Genomic DNA, 16293 nt, shown 5'->3' with positions numbered 1-16293 from the left:
GCATCTACCTGATCAGTGATCGGATGAGAGTGGTGCCCGAGTGGCGACAGAGCTGACCATCGTCACGGTGCTCTACCGGTCCGGGGACATGCTCGCCGAAACGCTCCCGACCTGGGCACGCAGCGCCGCGGGGCTCCCGGTGCGGTTCATCTTCGCCGACAACTGGCCCGACGACGGGTGCGAGAAGGTCATCGTCGGCTGCCTGGAGGATGACCGGTACGAGTACCTTGCCGACTCGTCGAACCCGGGCTTCGCGGCCGGCTGCAACCGGGCGGTCGCGGCCGCCACCACGAGCCACGTGCTGCTGCTGAATCCGGACGTCTGGCTGCCCGACGACGCGCTGGCCCGCATCTGCGCCGCCGTCGCGGAGCACCCCGACGCCCCTGTGGCGGTCGGCCTGGCCATGCACGGCGGCGAGTACGTCGGCATCGACCTGAACCCGATCTCGCTCTTCATCGACCGGTCGGCGGCGGTGTCGCGGGCCCCACTGGGTCCGTCGGGCGGCGCAGCGGTCTTCCCCACCGAACTGTTCCGCCGGTTCGGTGGGTTCTACGAGCACCTGTTCGCCTGGGGTGAGGACGCCGACCTCGCCTTCCGGCTCTATGCCTCGGGTCTGCGTACGCACGGGCTGGACCTCGTGCTGCCGCATGCCGGCGGCCACAGCGTCGACGGCGACCAGAAGCTTCAGGGATTCCGTGCCTTCCTGCTGGCCCGCAACCGGCTTCTGGTCGCGGCTCGGACCCTCACCTGGCCGCTGATGCTCGTCGCGGTGCCGGTCCTCGCGTTGGCGCACGTCGCGCTGGCCGCCCGACGGATGCGTCAGGGCCTGCTGCGACCGTTCCTGCGGGGGGTGGGACGTGGCCTGGTGGAGGGGCCGGCCGCCCGCCGGCAGTGGAACGGCAGGCGGTTCGGCTTCGCATCCCTGCTCAGCTACCTGACGGTTCGGAGAGCGTGATGACAGGACACCGGTGGAGTGTCGTGACGGTCACCTACAACTCGGCGGACACGCTGCGCCGGTGCTGGCACGGTGAGACCAAGCCGTACGAGTGGATCATCGTGGACAACTGTTCCGCCGACGACTCGGCGACGGTGGCGGAGGAACTGGGCGCGCGGGTCATCCGGCTGCCGGAGAACGTCGGCTTCGCCAGGGCCAACAATGTCGCTCTCCGCGAGGTGGCGGGCGAGTACATCCTGTTCGCGAACCCGGACCTCGAGATCCGTCCGGACGGCCTCGACGTGCTGCGGCGGCATCTCGACGCACACGGCGGCCTAGTAGCGCCCCAACTGCTCTCGTCGGACGGGGTTCCGCAGGCCAACGGGCGTGGCTTCCCGTACGCGACCGCGAAGCTTGGCAACCGGAAGGTCTGGCCGCTGTCCCGGCTGCACGCCTCGTACCGGATGGTGGCGGAACCGGGCGAGGCGCGCTACGTCGCCTGGGTCATGGGTGCGGCCGTCGCGGGCCGCACCGCGGACGTCAGCGAGCTGGGTGGCTGGAACGAGCGGTTCTTCCTCTACTACGAGGATCACGAGCTCGGGCTGCGCGCCTGGCGGCACGGCCTTCCCGTCACGCTGCTCGGTGACGTGCGGTGGATCCACCACTGGGGCCGCGCGACGAACTCGTTCCGCTGGTCCAAGGCGCACACCCTGGAATTGCGGAGCGCCCGGACCTTCTTCGGCCTGTTCCCCGAGTTCCTGGTCGGGTTGCCGCCGGCCGCCCGACGGCACCGGCAGGCCGCGCGCCTGATCGGATCGCCGGTGCCGCGCCCGGCGGCCAACGGCGCGGACGGGCCTGTGCCGGTTCCCGGCCCGGCGACCGGCGCCTGACGAGCTCCGGGACACACCTCAGCGCACGCCCGAGGGGACTCCGTTCTCCTCGGGGGTGCGCTCCGACGTACGAGGGCGCCACGGCCCCGGGACGAGTGCCCCCAGCGGCCGGGCCGACAGCGACGGGTGGTCCGCGGCGCCCAACGCCACCGCCAGGAGCAGCACGGCCACCGCTCCCAGCCACAGCCACACGTCGAAGAAGAAGACCTGCGCGGCGAATCCCACCAGCAGGACACGGGCGGCCACCGACCGGAGGTACCGGAAGAGCACCACCAGGAGCGACAGCAGGCAGGCCAGTCCGATCAGGCCGTAGTTGTACCAGAAGGTCAGGTAGGTGTTGTCGAAAACCTGCGCCTGACCGTCGCCGATGCCGACGTGCTCCAGGTACCGCACGTTGGCTTCCGGCCCGTTACCGAAGACGACCGTGGACCAGTCCCGGGTGATGCCGTCCCAGACGACACTGATCCGGGTAAAGCGCGCGTCCGCGCTGGCCGGATCGGAGAACCGTGATCCCGCCACGTCGACGGCATCGACGGTGCCGGGGGCGGGAGCGGCGGACGTGGGCGCGGGAGCGGCGGATCTGGTGGCCGGAGCGGCGGAACTCGGCTCAGGAGCCGCAGAACTCGGGGCGGCAGCCGCGGGACTCGGTGCAGCGGCCCCGGAGGCGGGGGTGGCGGCCCCGGAACTCGGGGCGGGAGCCGCGGAGGCAGGGTCGGCAGCGGCTGGCGTCGGCGCGAGCGCGGCCTCGCTCGACGCCGGCATGGGAGTGGCAGGTGGGAGGAAGGACGGGCTGACCGCCACGACCGCGTAGGCGATCGCGGCGACGGCGACCGCGCTGCCCACACCGCGCCAGGAGACCTTCCGCCACTGGAGGAACAGCCAGGTCGCGAGAGCAAGAATCATGCCGACCCATGCGCTGCGCGTACCCGACAGCACCAGACCCACCAGGTTGGCGGTGAAGGGGACGTACCAGAACCTGCCCCGGAGGGTCAGCGCGACGAGCGCCATCGCCATGGCGAAGGTCCCGTAGATGATGGGATGCCCCGACAGGCCCACCGCCCGGGTGTTGTCGAAGGCGGAGGTGTACGTCCAGTCGTACGCCAACTGGTCGAAGATCGGCCAGGTGCGGGAGAGGGTCTGGTACTTCGCGAAGACGGCAACGGCGACGCTGAACCAGGTGAGCGCCTCGGCCACCCGACTGATCGTCCACGGGTCACGGCGCGCCTCCTCGATGAGGTGCCAGCCCAGGACGCCGAAGCACAGCAGGGGCGCGACACCGACGACCACCGGCTTGGCTCCGTGCCAGTGGACGATCCCGGCGAGCACCGCGCACGCCGGGAGGAGGAGCGCCCCGACGACCATCGGCCGCTGCCACCCGTCGCGTTCGGCGCGACGCACCCGTCCCCAGCAGACGAGGATGAACAGGACCAGCAGCAGCGTGTACGAGGGGTTGGTCGGGTAGCCGAAGTCGATGGTCACCGGGACGGCGAAGGCGACGACGAAGATGGCCCACACGATCCGGGTGGGTTCCGTCATCGCCCAGCCGAGCAGGGCACCGACGCCGACCGCGAGCGCCCACTCCCACCTGCCCGTCACCAGGAACCAGGCCGCCAGGACGGCAAGGCCGACGCTGAGAACAAGCAGCCCGCGCCCCGACCCCGCGATCTTGGAAGTCAACTCTCGCACCGTGCGATCGTACGTACCAGCCGGCGAAAGTGGGCACCCGGTCTGCGGCCCGCACGCCCCGTTTCCGGACGGGCCGAGGCGGCCCACCGGCGCCCGGCCGGAGCAGCTACTGTGGACCGCTCCCGGGCCACCTGCCCGGAGTGGGTTAGGGTGACGCCCGGCCGGTCGGCAGTCGGGATAGGGACCTGCGTGGTTGCACAATTGGAACCAGCGGACGTCGGCACGGCCGACGCACCGGTGGCCGTCACGCGCAGGCCCCGCCCGACCGTACGGGACATCGCCGCCGTCGCCGTTCTGCTGGAACTCATCCCGGTCGTGCACGATGTCAGGACCATGCTGTCGGCGCCGTACTGGGTCGACGAGGCGTGGGTGGCGCTGTCCGTGCGGTTCCCGCTCGGCGACCTGCCGGTGACCACCTCGTCGAGCCCGATCGGCTGGAGCTTCCTGCTGCGGCTGGTCCCGGACACCGACCAGCTGCGGTTGGTACCGCTGGTGTTCCACGGGCTCGTGGTCGTCGCGGCGTACATGTTCGGCCGCTCGCTGCGTTGGGCGACGCCGGGTCGGGGCATCGTGGCGGGCACGGCCTGCGCGGTGACGGTCCTGCTCCTGCCCGCTCAACAGGTCCGCCACGACCTCAAGCAGTACACCGCCGACGCCGCCGTCGCGGTGGCTCTGCTCGTCCTGGTCTCGTGGACCGAACACTCCTGGTCCAGGAGGCGGCTCGGTGTGCTCACCGCCGTGGTCGCCGTGGGGGTGCTGGTCAGCCACGTGACGGCGATCGTCGCACCGTGCGCGTTCGGCGCGCTGATGCTGACCACCGCGATCCGGCGGCAGTGGCCCCGGCTCGTCGAGGTGACCCTGGCCGGGCTCAACGCCGGAGTGATCGTCACGGCCGTCTACTTCGGCATCTCCGCGCGGGGGCGGAACGAGGCGATGGAGCGGTACTGGGTCGACAGCTTCCCCGCGCCGACCGAGCTACCCGGCTACCTCGGTCGGCAGTTCGAGCTCCTGTCCCCGGTGGTCGGTGCCCCAGGGCTGGTCGTCACCGGCCTGCTCGTCGCCGGCACGCTGACCCTGTTACGGCGTGGCCGCCCCGCCACCGCGACCGCCGTGACCCTGCTGCCGCTGGTGGTGGTGACGCTGGGCATCGCGGGGGTCTACCCGCTGCTGGAACTGCGTACCTCACACTTCCTGCTCGTGACGATGGCGGCGGTGGCCGGGATCGGGGTCGCCGGTCTGGCGGACCGGGCGGCGGTACTGGCCCGCCGCGGGCTTCCCCGGGTCCGGCCGGCGGTCCTGGCCGCGGGGATCTGCGCGGTCCTGCTCGGGGCGTTCGGCATCGGCAACAGCCGTTGGTACCGGTTCGACGGGAACGAATCGGGGCTCTACTACACCGCGGTGGCCGTGACGGACGTCCGGTCGGCGACCGAGTACGTGGCCAGGAACCGCGCGCCGAACGACGTCGTGGTCCTGAACAGCACGGCCTGGTACGGCTTCGCGTTCTACTCCGAGCGCGACGCGGTTGAGCTGGTCGCGCCGTACGGCAACACGGTGGGCTGGTGGGTCGCGATGCCCACCCGGCCCGATGCCGTCGTGGTCACCGGGCACGACACGACGGCCATCCGTGCCGGGCTCCGGCAGGCGCTGGAGCTGGCCGGTCGACGAGACGGCGACGCACGTGTCTGGGTGATCCGTTCCCACGTCATCGGCGAGGAGGTGGACGCCTGGCGGCAGGCGCTCGCCGACTACCGGGTGGAACTGGTCACCGAGGGAGTGGAGCCGGTCGCGCTGATCAGCCAGGGATGACCGGTCCGCACGATGGTTGCCCGCCCGATCCACCCGCGGGGTCCGAGATCAGCTGCCCCGGCGCCACAGGTCCCGCAGGGCGTCCCAGTCGCCGGCGACGCCCTCCTGGCAGAGCGTCTCGACGTAGAAGGCGCCCTCGATGTCGTCCCGGTCCCACCAGACACCGCAGATCGGCCGGCCGTCCTCGCCCTTGAAGGCGTACTCCACGTAGTTGCCGGTCGTGCCGGTCACGCCGCCGGTCGTGGTGGTGGCCTCGCGCACCCCCGGCGCCAACGCGCCAGCGGCCACGTTGAGCTGCTGTCGGTACGAACGCGCCGTCTCCTTCTGCTTCGCGCCCGGGTAGAGCGCGAAGTGCAGCCACGCGCCGCCGTAGTTGCAGAAGACGTGCTTCTTCTCGTCGGCCGGCATCTTCGGAGCGCCGGGCACGCCGTAGACCACGCAGCCGCCGATCCGGGTCAGCCAGGGCTCGGCCAGGGGCGCCAGTTCGCCCTCGAACTTGGCCTTGTTGATGGAGAACTGCGTCGCCTCATAGGGCTGGAGCGAAGGGCTGGCCGACGGCGAGGGCGTCGCGGCCTCCTTGTCGCCGCCCCCACCGAGGAAGAACCCGGCGGTGCCGGCGACCACGGTGAGCACCAGTGCCACGGCGACCGAGATCCAGTCCCGCCGCTTCGGCTCCGGCCGCACGGGGGCGATCCGTCGCCCCCGGGACGTATCCCACGGGTCGTCCGCCGGGACGCTGGTCTGCTGCGGGTACGCCGGCGACACCGGCGGCCCGGAGATCTGGTGCGGCGGTGTGGAGACCTGGTGCGGGGGCGCGGACACCGGCGGCGGGGCCGACACCGGCTGGGCCGACACGGGCTGGGGCGACACGGGCTGGGCCGACACGGGCTGCGGGGGCGCCGACACCGGCGGGGTGGAGACCTGCTGCGGCGGGGCGGAGACCTGCGTCGGGTCGCCCTGCACCGCCCACGGGGCCGGCTGCGACTGGGGCACCTGGAGCATCGCCACGGTGCTGTCCTCGCCCGCCTCCTCGCTGTGGATCTCGTGGCCCAGGGCGAGGAAGAGCCGGTCGGCACCCGGGCCGCCGTCGGCCGCGTACGCCACCCAGGGCGCGGCCGCGGTGAAGTCGGCGGCCAGGTACGGCCCGCCGCCACCGCCCGGGGCGGCCAGCGCGTCGGCCATGCCGGAGAAGGCCCGACGCCAGGCCGGATCCTCGGCCACCACGGGTTCGAGCACCGCGACGGTCACCAGCCGGTCCTGCCCGTCGACGGCCCACCAGGCTCTGCCGACCTGGCAGACGCCCATCACCTCGGTGAACCTGTACGGACCGTCCGGCTGCATGCCCCACTCCTCTGCTCACCCGCCGTGCGGATAGTACAGAAACGTCGCGAGCGCGGCGGCCGCCGGCAGTTCCGGACGCACCCCGCCCCACCAGGGCCTCCTCCCGAGTGGACGCCCGACGGTCGGGCGGGTGTGACCGAACGGACGACGGTTGCGTCTGAAAGTTTTCATGCATACAGTCACGCCATGAATGACGGAGCCGTCGCCGCACCCCCCGACCGGGTGCTCGACCTGTTCCACGGCGTCCGGCTCACGCCCACCCAGCGCCGCATCGCGCACTGCCTGGTGCAGCACGCCGCCGCCGCGTCGTACCTGTCGGCGGCCGAGGTGGCCGAGCTGGCCGGGGTGAGCCAGCCGTCGGTGACCCGGTTCGCCGTCGCGCTCGGCCACGACGGCTACCCGGCGCTGCGGCGGCGGCTGCGCGAGCTGACCTCCGGCGGCGGCACCGGCGGCGACGGCGACGGCAACGAACTCCAGCGGGCGGTCCGCGCCGAGATGGCGAACCTGGAGCGGCTCGCCGGCGAGCTCGCCGACCGGGACCGGATCGCCGCCGCCGGGCACCTGCTGGCGGCCAGCCGCCCGCTGCCGGTGCTCGGGCTGCGCGCGGCGGCGCCGCTGGCCGCGTACTTCGCCTACTTCGCCGCGAAGGTGCACCCGGACGTCCGGGTGCTCGACGACGGCGGCAGCCTGCTCACCGACCGGCTGGAGCAGGCGGCGGCGTCCGGGGCGAGTGCCCTGCTCGCCTTCGTCCTGCCCCGCTACCCCCGGGAGACCTTCGAGGCGCTGCGGGAGGCCCGCGACGCCGGGCTGACCGTGGTCGCGATCACCGACTCGCCGGTCAGCCCGGCGACCGAGTACGCCGAACTGGTGCTGCCCGCCACGGTCGGCACCGACCTCGTCTTCGACCTGCACACCGCCCCGATGACCCTGGCCATGGTGGTCCTGCAGGCGATCTGCGACGCCTCCCCGGCGGACACGCAGTCCCGCCTGGAGGCGTTCGAGTCGTCCGCCGCCCGTCGCCAGTTGTTCCTCGGCTGAGAGGAGTTCCGAGATGCACCAGCCCGTCCGCGCCGCTCGCGGCACCGCACGCACCGCCCAGGGGTGGCCGCAGGAGGCCGCCCTGCGGATGCTGATGAACAACCTCGACCCGGAGGTGGCCGAGCGCCCGGACGACCTGGTCGTCTACGGCGGCACCGGAAAGGCCGCCCGGGACTGGCCGTCGTACCACGCGTTGGTGCGTACGCTGACCGAGCTGCGCGACGACGAGACGATGCTGGTGCAGTCCGGCCGCCCGGTGGGGGTCATGCGCACCCACGAGTGGGCGCCCCGGGTGCTGCTGGCCAACTCGAACCTGGTCGGCGACTGGGCCACCTGGCCGGAGTTCCGCCGCCTGGAGCAGCTCGGCCTGACCATGTACGGGCAGATGACCGCCGGCTCGTGGATCTACATCGGCACCCAGGGCATCCTCCAGGGCACCTACGAGACGTTCGCGGCGGTGGCGGCGAAGCGCTTCGGCGGCACGCTGGCCGGGACGCTGACGCTGACCGCCGGCTGCGGCGGGATGGGCGGGGCGCAGCCCCTCGCGGTGACCATGAACGGCGGCGCCTGCCTGATCGTGGACGTGGACCGCAGCCGGCTGGAGCGGCGGGTGCACGACCGCTACCTCGACGAGATCGCCGACTCCCTGGACGACGCGGTGCAGCGGGTGCTCGCCGCGAAGCGGGACCGCCGGGCGCTGAGCGTCGGCGTGGTCGGCAACGCCGCCACCGTCTTCCCCGAGCTGCTGGTGCGCGGCGTCGAGATCGACGTGGTGACCGACCAGACCAGCGCGCACGACCCGCTGTCGTACCTGCCGGTGGGGGTGGAGCTGGCCGACGCCCGGGACTACGCGGCGGCGAAGCCGGCCGAGTTCACCGACCGGGCCCGGGCCTCGATGGCGCAGCACGTCGAGGCGATGGTGGGCTTCCTCGACGCGGGCGCGGAGGTCTTCGACTACGGCAACTCGATCCGCGGTGAGGCCCAGCTCGCCGGCTACGAGCGGGCGTTCGACTTCCCCGGCTTCGTGCCGGCGTACATCCGGCCGCTGTTCTGCGAGGGCAAGGGCCCGTTCCGGTGGGCGGCGCTCTCCGGCGACCCGAAGGACATCGCCGCCACCGACCGGGCCATCCTGGAGCTGTTCCCCGAGAACGAGTCGCTGGCCCGGTGGATGCGGATGGCCGGCGAGCGGGTCGCCTTCCAGGGCCTGCCGGCGCGGATCTGCTGGCTCGGCTACGGCGAGCGGGACAAGGCCGGGGTGCGGTTCAACGAGATGGTCGCCTCCGGTGAGCTGTCCGCGCCGGTGGTGATCGGTCGGGACCACCTGGACTGCGGCAGCGTGGCCAGCCCCTACCGGGAGACCGAGGCGATGGCCGACGGCTCCGACGCGATCGCCGACTGGCCGCTGCTCAACGCGCTGGTCAACACCGCCAGCGGGGCGTCCTGGGTGTCCATCCACCACGGCGGCGGGGTGGGCATCGGGCGGTCCATCCACGCCGGGCAGGTCTGCGTCGCCGACGGCACGGCGCTGGCCGGGCAGAAGATCGAGCGGGTGCTCACCAACGACCCGGCGATGGGCGTGATCCGGCACGTGGACGCCGGGTACGAGGCCGCCCGCGAGGTCGCCGGCCGGACCGGGGTGCGGGTGCCGATGGCCGAGGGACCGGCGTGACGGATCTCGCCGGCCGGTTCCGGGCGCTGTGGGACGAGATCGCGCCGGTCGGGCGGGACGCCGGCAGCGGCGGCTACCTGCGCTACGCGCTCACCGAGCCGGAGCTGCGGCTGCGGGAGTGGTTCCGCGAGCAGGCCGAGCACCGGGGCATGCCGGTCACCGCCGACGGCAACGGCAACCTCTTCGCCTGGTGGGGTGACCCGCAGGCCGGCGGCGCGGTGCTCACCGGCAGCCACTTCGACTCGGTGCCGCACGGCGGGGCGTACGACGGGCCGCTCGGCATCGTCAGCGCGTTCCTCGCCGTCGACGAGGTGCGCGGGGCGGGCGTCAGGCCCGACCGGCCGATCGCGGTGGCGGCGTTCGTGGAGGAGGAGGGGGCGCGGTTCGGCGTACCGTGCCTGGGGTCCCGGCTGCTCACCGGGGAGATCGCGGTGGAGCGCGCGGCCGGCCTGCGCGACGCGGCCGGGGTGAGCTTCGCCGAGGCGCTCGGTGACCGGCCCGCGGGCGCCGACCCGGCGCTGCTCGGCCGCTTCGCCGCCTTCGTGGAGCTGCACGTCGAGCAGGGCCGCGCGCTGGTCGAGACCGACGCGTCGGTCGCGGTCGCCAGCGCGATCTGGCCGCACGGCCGCTGGCGCTTCGACTTCCACGGCGAGGGCAACCACGCGGGTACGACCCGGATGGCCGACCGCCGCGACCCGATGCTGACGTACGCGTTCACGGTGCTGGCGGCGAACAAGGAGGCCCGGCTGCGCGACGCGCACGCCACCGTGGGCCGGGTGGCGGTGGAGCCGAACGCCACCAACGCGATCCCGTCGCGGGTGACCGGCTGGCTGGACGCCCGGGCGGCCGAACCGGAGACGCTGCGCGGGCTGGTCGGGGCGGTGCAGGCCAAGGCCGCCGAGCGGGCGAAGCGGGACGGCACGGAGCTGACCTGCACGGAGGAGTCGGCCACCCCGCTGGTCGCCTTCGACGGCGGGCTGGCCGACCGGCTGGCCAAGCTGCTCGACGCGCCGGTGCTGCCCACCGGGGCGGGCCACGACGCGGGGGTGCTGGCCGCGCACCTGCCCACCGCGATGCTCTTCGTGCGCAACCCGACCGGGGTGTCGCACTCCCCCGCCGAGTCGGCCACCGACGCGGACTGCGCCGCCGGGGTCACCGCCCTGGCCCGGGTGCTGGAGGAGCTGGCATGTCGCTGAGCCCGGCCCGGCCGGACGGGCCGACGACGGCGGTCCGGGGGCGGGCGGCACCGGCCCCGTCGTGCGCTGTCGAGCTGATGTCGCAGACGATTCGGTGCGGCCATGATCGGGTGATGTCGCAGACGATTCAGCTCCACAGGGAGTCGACACCATGACCGCCACCCGCTGGCTCGCCGAGTACGCCTGGCTGCCCGACCACGCCGAGCCCACCCCGGACGTGCTGATCGAGGCGGTCGACGGGCGGATCACCACGGTCGCCCCGCTGACCGGCGGCCGGCCCACCGCCGGGGTGGAGGTGCTCGGTGACGCCGTCCGGCTGCCCGGGCTGACGCTGCCCGGCCTGGCCAACGCCCACTCGCACGCCTTCCACCGGGCGTTGCGCGGGCGCACCCACGCCGGGCGGGGCGACTTCTGGACCTGGCGGGACGGGATGTACGCGGTCGCGCAGCGACTCGACCCGGACTCGTACCTGGCCCTGGCCCGGGCCGCGTACGCGGAGATGGCGCTGGCCGGGGTGACCTGCGTCGGCGAGTTCCACTACCTGCACCACGGCCCGAACGGCACCCCGTACGACGACCCGAACGCGATGTCGGCGGCGCTGGTCGAGGCGGCCGCGCAGGCCGGCATCCGGATCACCCTGCTGGACACCTGCTACCTGACCGCCACGGTGGACGGCGCCCCGCTGGCCGGGCCGCAGCGGCGCTTCGGCGACGGCGACGCGCTGCGCTGGGCGGACCGGGTCAGCGCCTTCCGGCCGGAGAACGACCACGCGCGGGTCGGTGCGGCGATCCACTCGGTCCGCGCCGTGCCGGTCGAGCAGCTCGCCACCGTCGCCAATCTGGCCGACCGCGCCGGTGTGCCGCTGCACGTGCACCTCTCCGAGCAGCCCGCCGAGAACGACGCCTGCCGGGCGGTGCACGGCTGTACGCCGACCCGTCTGCTGGCCGACCACGGGGCGCTCGGCCGGCACACCACCGCAGTGCACGCCACTCATCCCACCAGCGCCGACCTGGCGCTGCTCGGGGAGAGCCGGACCGGCATCTGCCTCTGCCCCACCACCGAACGGGACCTCGCCGACGGCATCGGGCCGGCCCGGCGGATGGCCGAGGCGGGCAGCCCGCTGAGCCTGGGCAGCGACAGCCACGCCGTGGTGGACCTCTTCGAGGAGGCGCGCGCGGTCGAGCTGGACGAGCGGCTGCGCACCCGCCGGCGGGGGCACTTCACCGCCGTCGACCTGCTGGCCGCCGCGACCACCGGCGGGCACGCCGCGCTGGGCTGGGCCGACGCCGGCCGGCTCGCCGTCGGTGACCGCGCCGACCTGGTCACGGTACGGCTCGACACCGCCCGCACGGCCGGGGTGCCGCCGGTGGGGGCGTTCTTCGCGGCGACCGCCGCCGACGTCAGCGCGGTGGTCGTCGACGGGCGGCAGGTGGTGCGCGACGGCGTGCACCTGACCGTGGACGTGCCGGCGGAGCTGCGCGACGCGATCGCGGCGGTGTCCGGTGCGTAGCCGCGCGGAGGCGGCCGGCGGGTTCCGGGGCACCGGGCCGAAGAGCGGAGGAACGCCGTGAGCAGCCTGCTCGTCGACGACATCGGCGAACTGGTCACCAACGTCGCCGGCGCGGGCGAGGGCGGCCCGCTGGGCATCCGCCGCCGGGTGGCGCTGCTGGTCGAGGAGGGCCGGGTGGCCTGGATCGGCCCGTCCCGGGACGCCCCGGCCGCGGACCGGCGGATCGACGCCGGCGGCGCCGCGGTGCTGCCGGGCTTCGTGGACAGCCACGCCCACCTGGTCTTCGCCGGTGACCGGGCCGCCGAGTTCGCGGCCCGGATGGCCGGGGAGCCGTACACCGGCGGCGGCATCCGCACCACGGTCGGCGCGACCCGGGCCGCCTCCGACGAGGAGCTGCGGGCCACCGTGCGCCGGCTGCGCGCGGAGGCGATGCGGCAGGGCAGCACCACCATGGAGATCAAGAGCGGGTACGGCCTCACCGTCGCCGACGAGGCCCGCTCGCTGCGGATCGCCGCCGAGGTCAGCACGGAGACGACGTTCCTCGGCGCGCACGTCGTCCCCGCCGAGTACGCCGACCGCCCCGACGACTACGTCGGGCTGGTCTGCGGGCCGATGCTCGCCGCCGCCGCCCCGTACGCGCGCTGGGTGGACGTCTTCTGCGAGCGGGGCGCCTTCGACGCCGACCACACCCGGGCGATCCTCACCTGCGGGCAGGCGGCCGGGTTGGGCGTTCGGGTGCACGCCAACCAGCTCGGCCCCGGCCCGGGGGTACGCCTCGGAGTGGAGCTGGGCGCGGCCAGCGTCGACCACTGCACCCACCTGGACGACGCCGACGTCGACGTGCTGGCCGGCTCGCCGACCGTGGCCACCCTGCTGCCTGGCGCGGAGTTCTCCACCCGCTCGCCGTACCCGGACGCCCGCCGGCTGCTCGACGCGGGCGTCACCGTGGCGCTCGCCACCGACTGCAACCCCGGCTCGTCGTACACCTCGTCGATGCCGTTCTGTATCGCGCTCGCCGTACGCGAGATGCGGATGACCCCGGCGGAGGCCGTCTGGGCCGCGACCGCCGGGGGCGCGCGGGCGCTGCGCCGCGACGACATCGGGGTGCTCACCCCGGGCGCCCGGGCCGACGTCGTGATCCTCGACGCCCCGTCCCACCTGCACCTGGCCTACCGGCCGGGTGTACCACTGATCCGCCAGGTTCTGCACAACGGAGTCCCGCAATGACCGTGACCATCCTGCCCACCGGGATCACCCCCGCCGACGTGCTCGCGGTCGCCCGCGGCACCGCCAAGGTCGTCCTCGACCCGGCCACCGTGGAGGCGATGAGCACCAGCCGGTCCATCGTGGACGGCATCGAGGCCGCCGGCCGACCCGTCTACGGCGTCTCCACCGGCTTCGGCGCGCTGGCGAACACCTTCGTCGCGCCCGAGCGGCGGGCCGAGCTGCAGCACGCGCTGATCCGCTCGCACGCCGCCGGGGTCGGCGCGCCCATGCCCCGCGAGGTGGTCCGGGCGATGATGCTGCTGCGGGTCCGCTCGCTGGCGCTGGGCCACTCCGGGGTCCGCCCGCTGGTCGCCGAGGCCCTGGTCGACCTGCTCAACCACGAGATCACCCCGTGGGTGCCGGAGCACGGCTCGCTCGGCGCGTCGGGCGACCTGGCGCCGCTGGCGCACTGCGCGCTGGTGCTGCTCGGTGAGGGCTGGGTGCTCGGCCCGGCCGGCGAGCGGCTGGACGCCGCCGACGCGCTGAGCCGGGTCGGGCTGAAGCCGATCGCGCTGGCCGCCAAGGAGGGGCTGGCGCTGATCAACGGCACCGACGGCATGCTGGGCATGCTGCTGCTGGCGATCCACGACGCCCGGCACCTGTTCACCATGGCCGACGTGACCGCCGCCCTGGCCATCGAGGCGATGCTCGGCTCCGAGCGGCCGTTCCTGCCCGAGCTGCACGCCATCCGGCCGCACCCCGGCCAGGCCGCGTCGGCGGCGAACATCCACCGGCTGCTGCAGGACTCGCGGGTGATGGACTCGCACCGCGACGACCTGGCGCACGCGGTGCAGGACGCGTACTCGATGCGCTGCGCCCCGCAGGTGGCCGGCGCCGCGCGGGACACCCTGGACTTCGCCACGACGGTCGCCGCGCGGGAGCTGCTCTCGGTGGTGGACAACCCGGTGGTGCTGCCCGACGGCCGGGTGGAGTCCACCGGCAACTTCCACGGCGCGCCGCTCGGTTTCGCCGCCGACTACCTGGCCATCGCCGCCGCCGAGGTGGGCGCGATCGCCGAGCGCCGGGTCGACCGGCTGCTCGACGTGGCCCGCAACCGGGAGCTGCCGGCGTTCCTCTCCCCCGACGCCGGGGTCAACTCCGGCCTGATGATCGCCCAGTACACGGCCGCCGGGATCGTGGCGGAGAACCGCCGGCTCGCCGCCCCCGCCTCGGTGGACTCGCTGCCCACCAGCGGCATGCAGGAGGACCACGTCTCGATGGGCTGGGCGGCGGCCAAGAAGCTGCGCACGGTGCTGGACAACCTGACCAGCCTGCTCGCGGTGGAGCTGCTGGCCGCCGTACGCGGGCTCCAGCTGCGCGCGCCGCTCACCCCGTCACCCGCCGGCCGGGCCGCCGTCGAGGCGCTGGCCCCGGTCGCCGGCGAGCCCGGCCCGGACGTCTTCCTCGCCCCGGTCATGGAGGCCGCCCGCGCCGTCCTGGCCGGCCCCGACCTCCGCGCCGCCATCGAACGCGAGATCGGCCCCCTCGCCTGACCCGCCCCCCTCCCCCTCCCCGCCCGCACGTTCACGGAAAGAGTGGCCATTCCGCATGGAACAGCCACTCTTTCCGGGAAAGTGCGCCCTCGTGGGGTGGGGGTCAGGGGGTGGGTGGGAGGACCTTGGCGGCGAGCTTGGCGAGTTCGCGCAGGGCCTTGCCGCGGTGGCTGATCGCGTCCTTCTCCTCCGGCGTCAGCTCGGCGTTGGTGCGGTCCTGACCGTCGCCGAGGAAGATCGGGTCGTACCCGAAACCGCCTTCGCCGCGCGGGGCGCGCAGCAGCCGGCCGGCCTGGCGGCCGTCGACCAGGTGCTCCTTGCCGCCGGGCAGCACCAGCGCGACGGTGCAGACGAACGAGGCGGCGCGGTGCTCGTCGGGCAGGTCGGCGATCTGGTCCAGCACCAGCTGGAGGTTGGCCCGGTCGTCGCCGTGCCGGCCCGCCCAGCGGGCACTGAACACGCCCGGCATGCCGTTGAGGGCGTCGACCGCGATCCCCGAGTCGTCGGCGATGGTGGGCAGCCCGGTGCGGCGGCAGCCCTCCCGGGCCTTGATCAGCGCGTTCTCGCCGAAGGTCAGGCCGGTCTCCGGCAGCTCCGGGTACTCCTCGACGTCGTCCAGCCCGATCAGGGCGATCCGGTGCGCGCCGAGCGCGCCGTCGAGGATCCGCTGGAGCTCGATCAGCTTCTTGCGGTTACGGGTGGCGAGCAGGACCTTGTTCATGATGCGAGTGCCTTCCGCTGTGCGTCGGCCAGTTCCACGCAGCCCAACAGCCCCAGGTCGAGCAGCGAGTCGAGCTGCGTACGGGAGAAGATGCCGGCCTCGCCGGTCCCCTGCACCTCGACGAAGTCGCCCTCGCCGGTGCACACCACGTTCATGTCGACCTCGGCGGCGACGTCCTCGGAGTAGTCCAGGTCCAGCCGGGGCTCGCCGGCGATGATGCCGACGCTGACCGCCGCCACCGACCGGTGCATCACCTTCTCCGGCTTGCCGGCCAGCGCCTTGCGCCCGGCCAGCCAGGTCACCGCGTCGTGCAGCGCCACGTACGCGCCGGTGATCGCCGCCGTCCGGGTGCCGCCGTCGGCCTGGAGCACGTCGCAGTCGAGCACGATCGAGTTCTCGCCGAGCGCCTTGAGGTCGATGGCCGCCCGCAGGCTCCGCCCGATCAGCCGGGAGATCTCGTGGGTACGGCCACCGACCCGGCCCTTGACGCTCTCCCGGTCCGAGCGGGTGTTGGTGGCCCGGGGCAGCATCGCGTACTCGGCGGTCACCCAGCCGAGCCCGGAGCCCTTGCGCCAGCGGGGCACCCCCTCGGTGACGCTGGCGGTGCAGAGCACCCGCGTGCCACCGAACTCGACGAGCACGGAGCCCTCCGGATGGGTGCTCCAGCCGCGGGTCAGGGTCACCGGTCGGAGTTGGTCGGGCAGCCGCCCGTCAGGTCGCGCCATGCCTGCACCTTATGCGGT

The 16293-nt window shown here is 73.8% G+C and carries 13 protein-coding genes; 9 read left to right on the top strand and 4 right to left on the bottom strand.

Going from position 1 to position 16293, the window contains the following annotated elements; genetic code table 11:
* Nucleotides 1-40: 40 nt before the first annotated feature.
* Nucleotides 41-955: a glycosyltransferase family 2 protein gene (locus FHX75_RS27210; protein WP_246158725.1), complete on the top strand. Its 915-nt coding sequence runs from the start codon at nt 41-43 to the stop codon at nt 953-955.
* A 23-nt stretch (nt 956-978) separates the two neighbouring features.
* A complete protein-coding gene (locus FHX75_RS27205) occupies nt 979-1824 on the top strand; it encodes a glycosyltransferase (protein WP_246158720.1) in 846 nt (281 codons plus the stop codon).
* An 18-nt stretch (nt 1825-1842) separates the two neighbouring features.
* Here the strand turns inward: FHX75_RS27205 and FHX75_RS27200 are convergent, their stop codons facing one another.
* Nucleotides 1843-3510 carry an O-antigen ligase family protein gene (locus FHX75_RS27200; protein ID WP_154943217.1) on the bottom strand — a complete coding sequence of 556 codons (1668 nt, stop codon included), beginning with the start codon at nt 3508-3510 and terminating at the stop codon, nt 1843-1845.
* 201 nt (nt 3511-3711) lie between these two features.
* Here FHX75_RS27200 and FHX75_RS27195 point away from each other — a divergent pair, with 201 nt between their 5' ends.
* Nucleotides 3712-5316 carry a hypothetical protein gene (locus FHX75_RS27195; protein ID WP_154943216.1) on the top strand — a complete coding sequence of 535 codons (1605 nt, stop codon included), beginning with the start codon at nt 3712-3714 and terminating at the stop codon, nt 5314-5316.
* A gap of 48 nt (nt 5317-5364) precedes the next feature.
* Here the strand turns inward: FHX75_RS27195 and FHX75_RS27190 are convergent, their stop codons facing one another.
* Nucleotides 5365-6657: a hypothetical protein gene (locus FHX75_RS27190; protein WP_154943215.1), complete on the bottom strand. Its 1293-nt coding sequence runs from the start codon at nt 6655-6657 to the stop codon at nt 5365-5367.
* 186 nt (nt 6658-6843) lie between these two features.
* Here FHX75_RS27190 and FHX75_RS27185 point away from each other — a divergent pair, with 186 nt between their 5' ends.
* The 6 genes from FHX75_RS27185 to hutH all read left to right on the top strand — a co-directional run bounded on the left by FHX75_RS27185 (nt 6844) and on the right by hutH (nt 14829).
* The gene (locus tag FHX75_RS27185; protein ID WP_154943214.1) at nt 6844-7695 is read left to right on the top strand and encodes a MurR/RpiR family transcriptional regulator; all 852 of its coding nucleotides are present in this window, start codon (nt 6844-6846) and stop codon (nt 7693-7695) included.
* Between the two features lie 13 nt (nt 7696-7708).
* Complete coding sequence (gene hutU, locus FHX75_RS27180) at nt 7709-9364, top strand: urocanate hydratase (protein ID WP_154943213.1); 1656 nt, start codon at nt 7709-7711, stop codon at nt 9362-9364.
* A complete protein-coding gene (locus FHX75_RS27175) occupies nt 9361-10560 on the top strand; it encodes an allantoate amidohydrolase (RefSeq protein ID WP_154943212.1) in 1200 nt (399 codons plus the stop codon). Before hutU ends, FHX75_RS27175 begins: the two co-directional genes overlap by 4 nt.
* Nucleotides 10561-10711: 151 nt before the next feature.
* On the top strand, nt 10712-12070 hold the full coding sequence (locus FHX75_RS27170) for a formimidoylglutamate deiminase (RefSeq protein WP_154943211.1): 1359 nt from the start codon (nt 10712-10714) through the stop codon (nt 12068-12070).
* A gap of 57 nt (nt 12071-12127) precedes the next feature.
* Nucleotides 12128-13297, top strand: coding sequence for an imidazolonepropionase (gene hutI / locus FHX75_RS27165; protein ID WP_154943210.1), 1170 nt, complete (start codon nt 12128-12130; stop codon nt 13295-13297).
* A complete protein-coding gene (hutH, locus tag FHX75_RS27160; protein ID WP_154943209.1) occupies nt 13294-14829 on the top strand; it encodes a histidine ammonia-lyase in 1536 nt (511 codons plus the stop codon). Before hutI ends, hutH begins: the two co-directional genes overlap by 4 nt.
* A 103-nt stretch (nt 14830-14932) precedes the next feature.
* Here the strand turns inward: hutH and rdgB are convergent, their stop codons facing one another.
* The gene (rdgB, locus tag FHX75_RS27155) at nt 14933-15550 is read right to left on the bottom strand and encodes an RdgB/HAM1 family non-canonical purine NTP pyrophosphatase (RefSeq protein WP_154943208.1); all 618 of its coding nucleotides are present in this window, start codon (nt 15548-15550) and stop codon (nt 14933-14935) included.
* Nucleotides 15547-16275, bottom strand: a complete 729-nt coding sequence (gene rph / locus FHX75_RS27150; protein WP_154943207.1) for a ribonuclease PH — start codon at nt 16273-16275, stop codon at nt 15547-15549. Before rph ends, rdgB begins: the two co-directional genes overlap by 4 nt.
* Nucleotides 16276-16293 lie beyond the last annotated feature (18 nt).

The sequence above is a fragment of the Micromonospora palomenae genome (genome assembly GCF_007829925.1).
Classification (GTDB): domain Bacteria; phylum Actinomycetota; class Actinomycetes; order Mycobacteriales; family Micromonosporaceae; genus Micromonospora; species Micromonospora purpureochromogenes.
The sequence above is the reverse complement of the archived record's forward strand: the minus strand, read 5'-3'. Positions and strand labels throughout refer to the sequence as shown.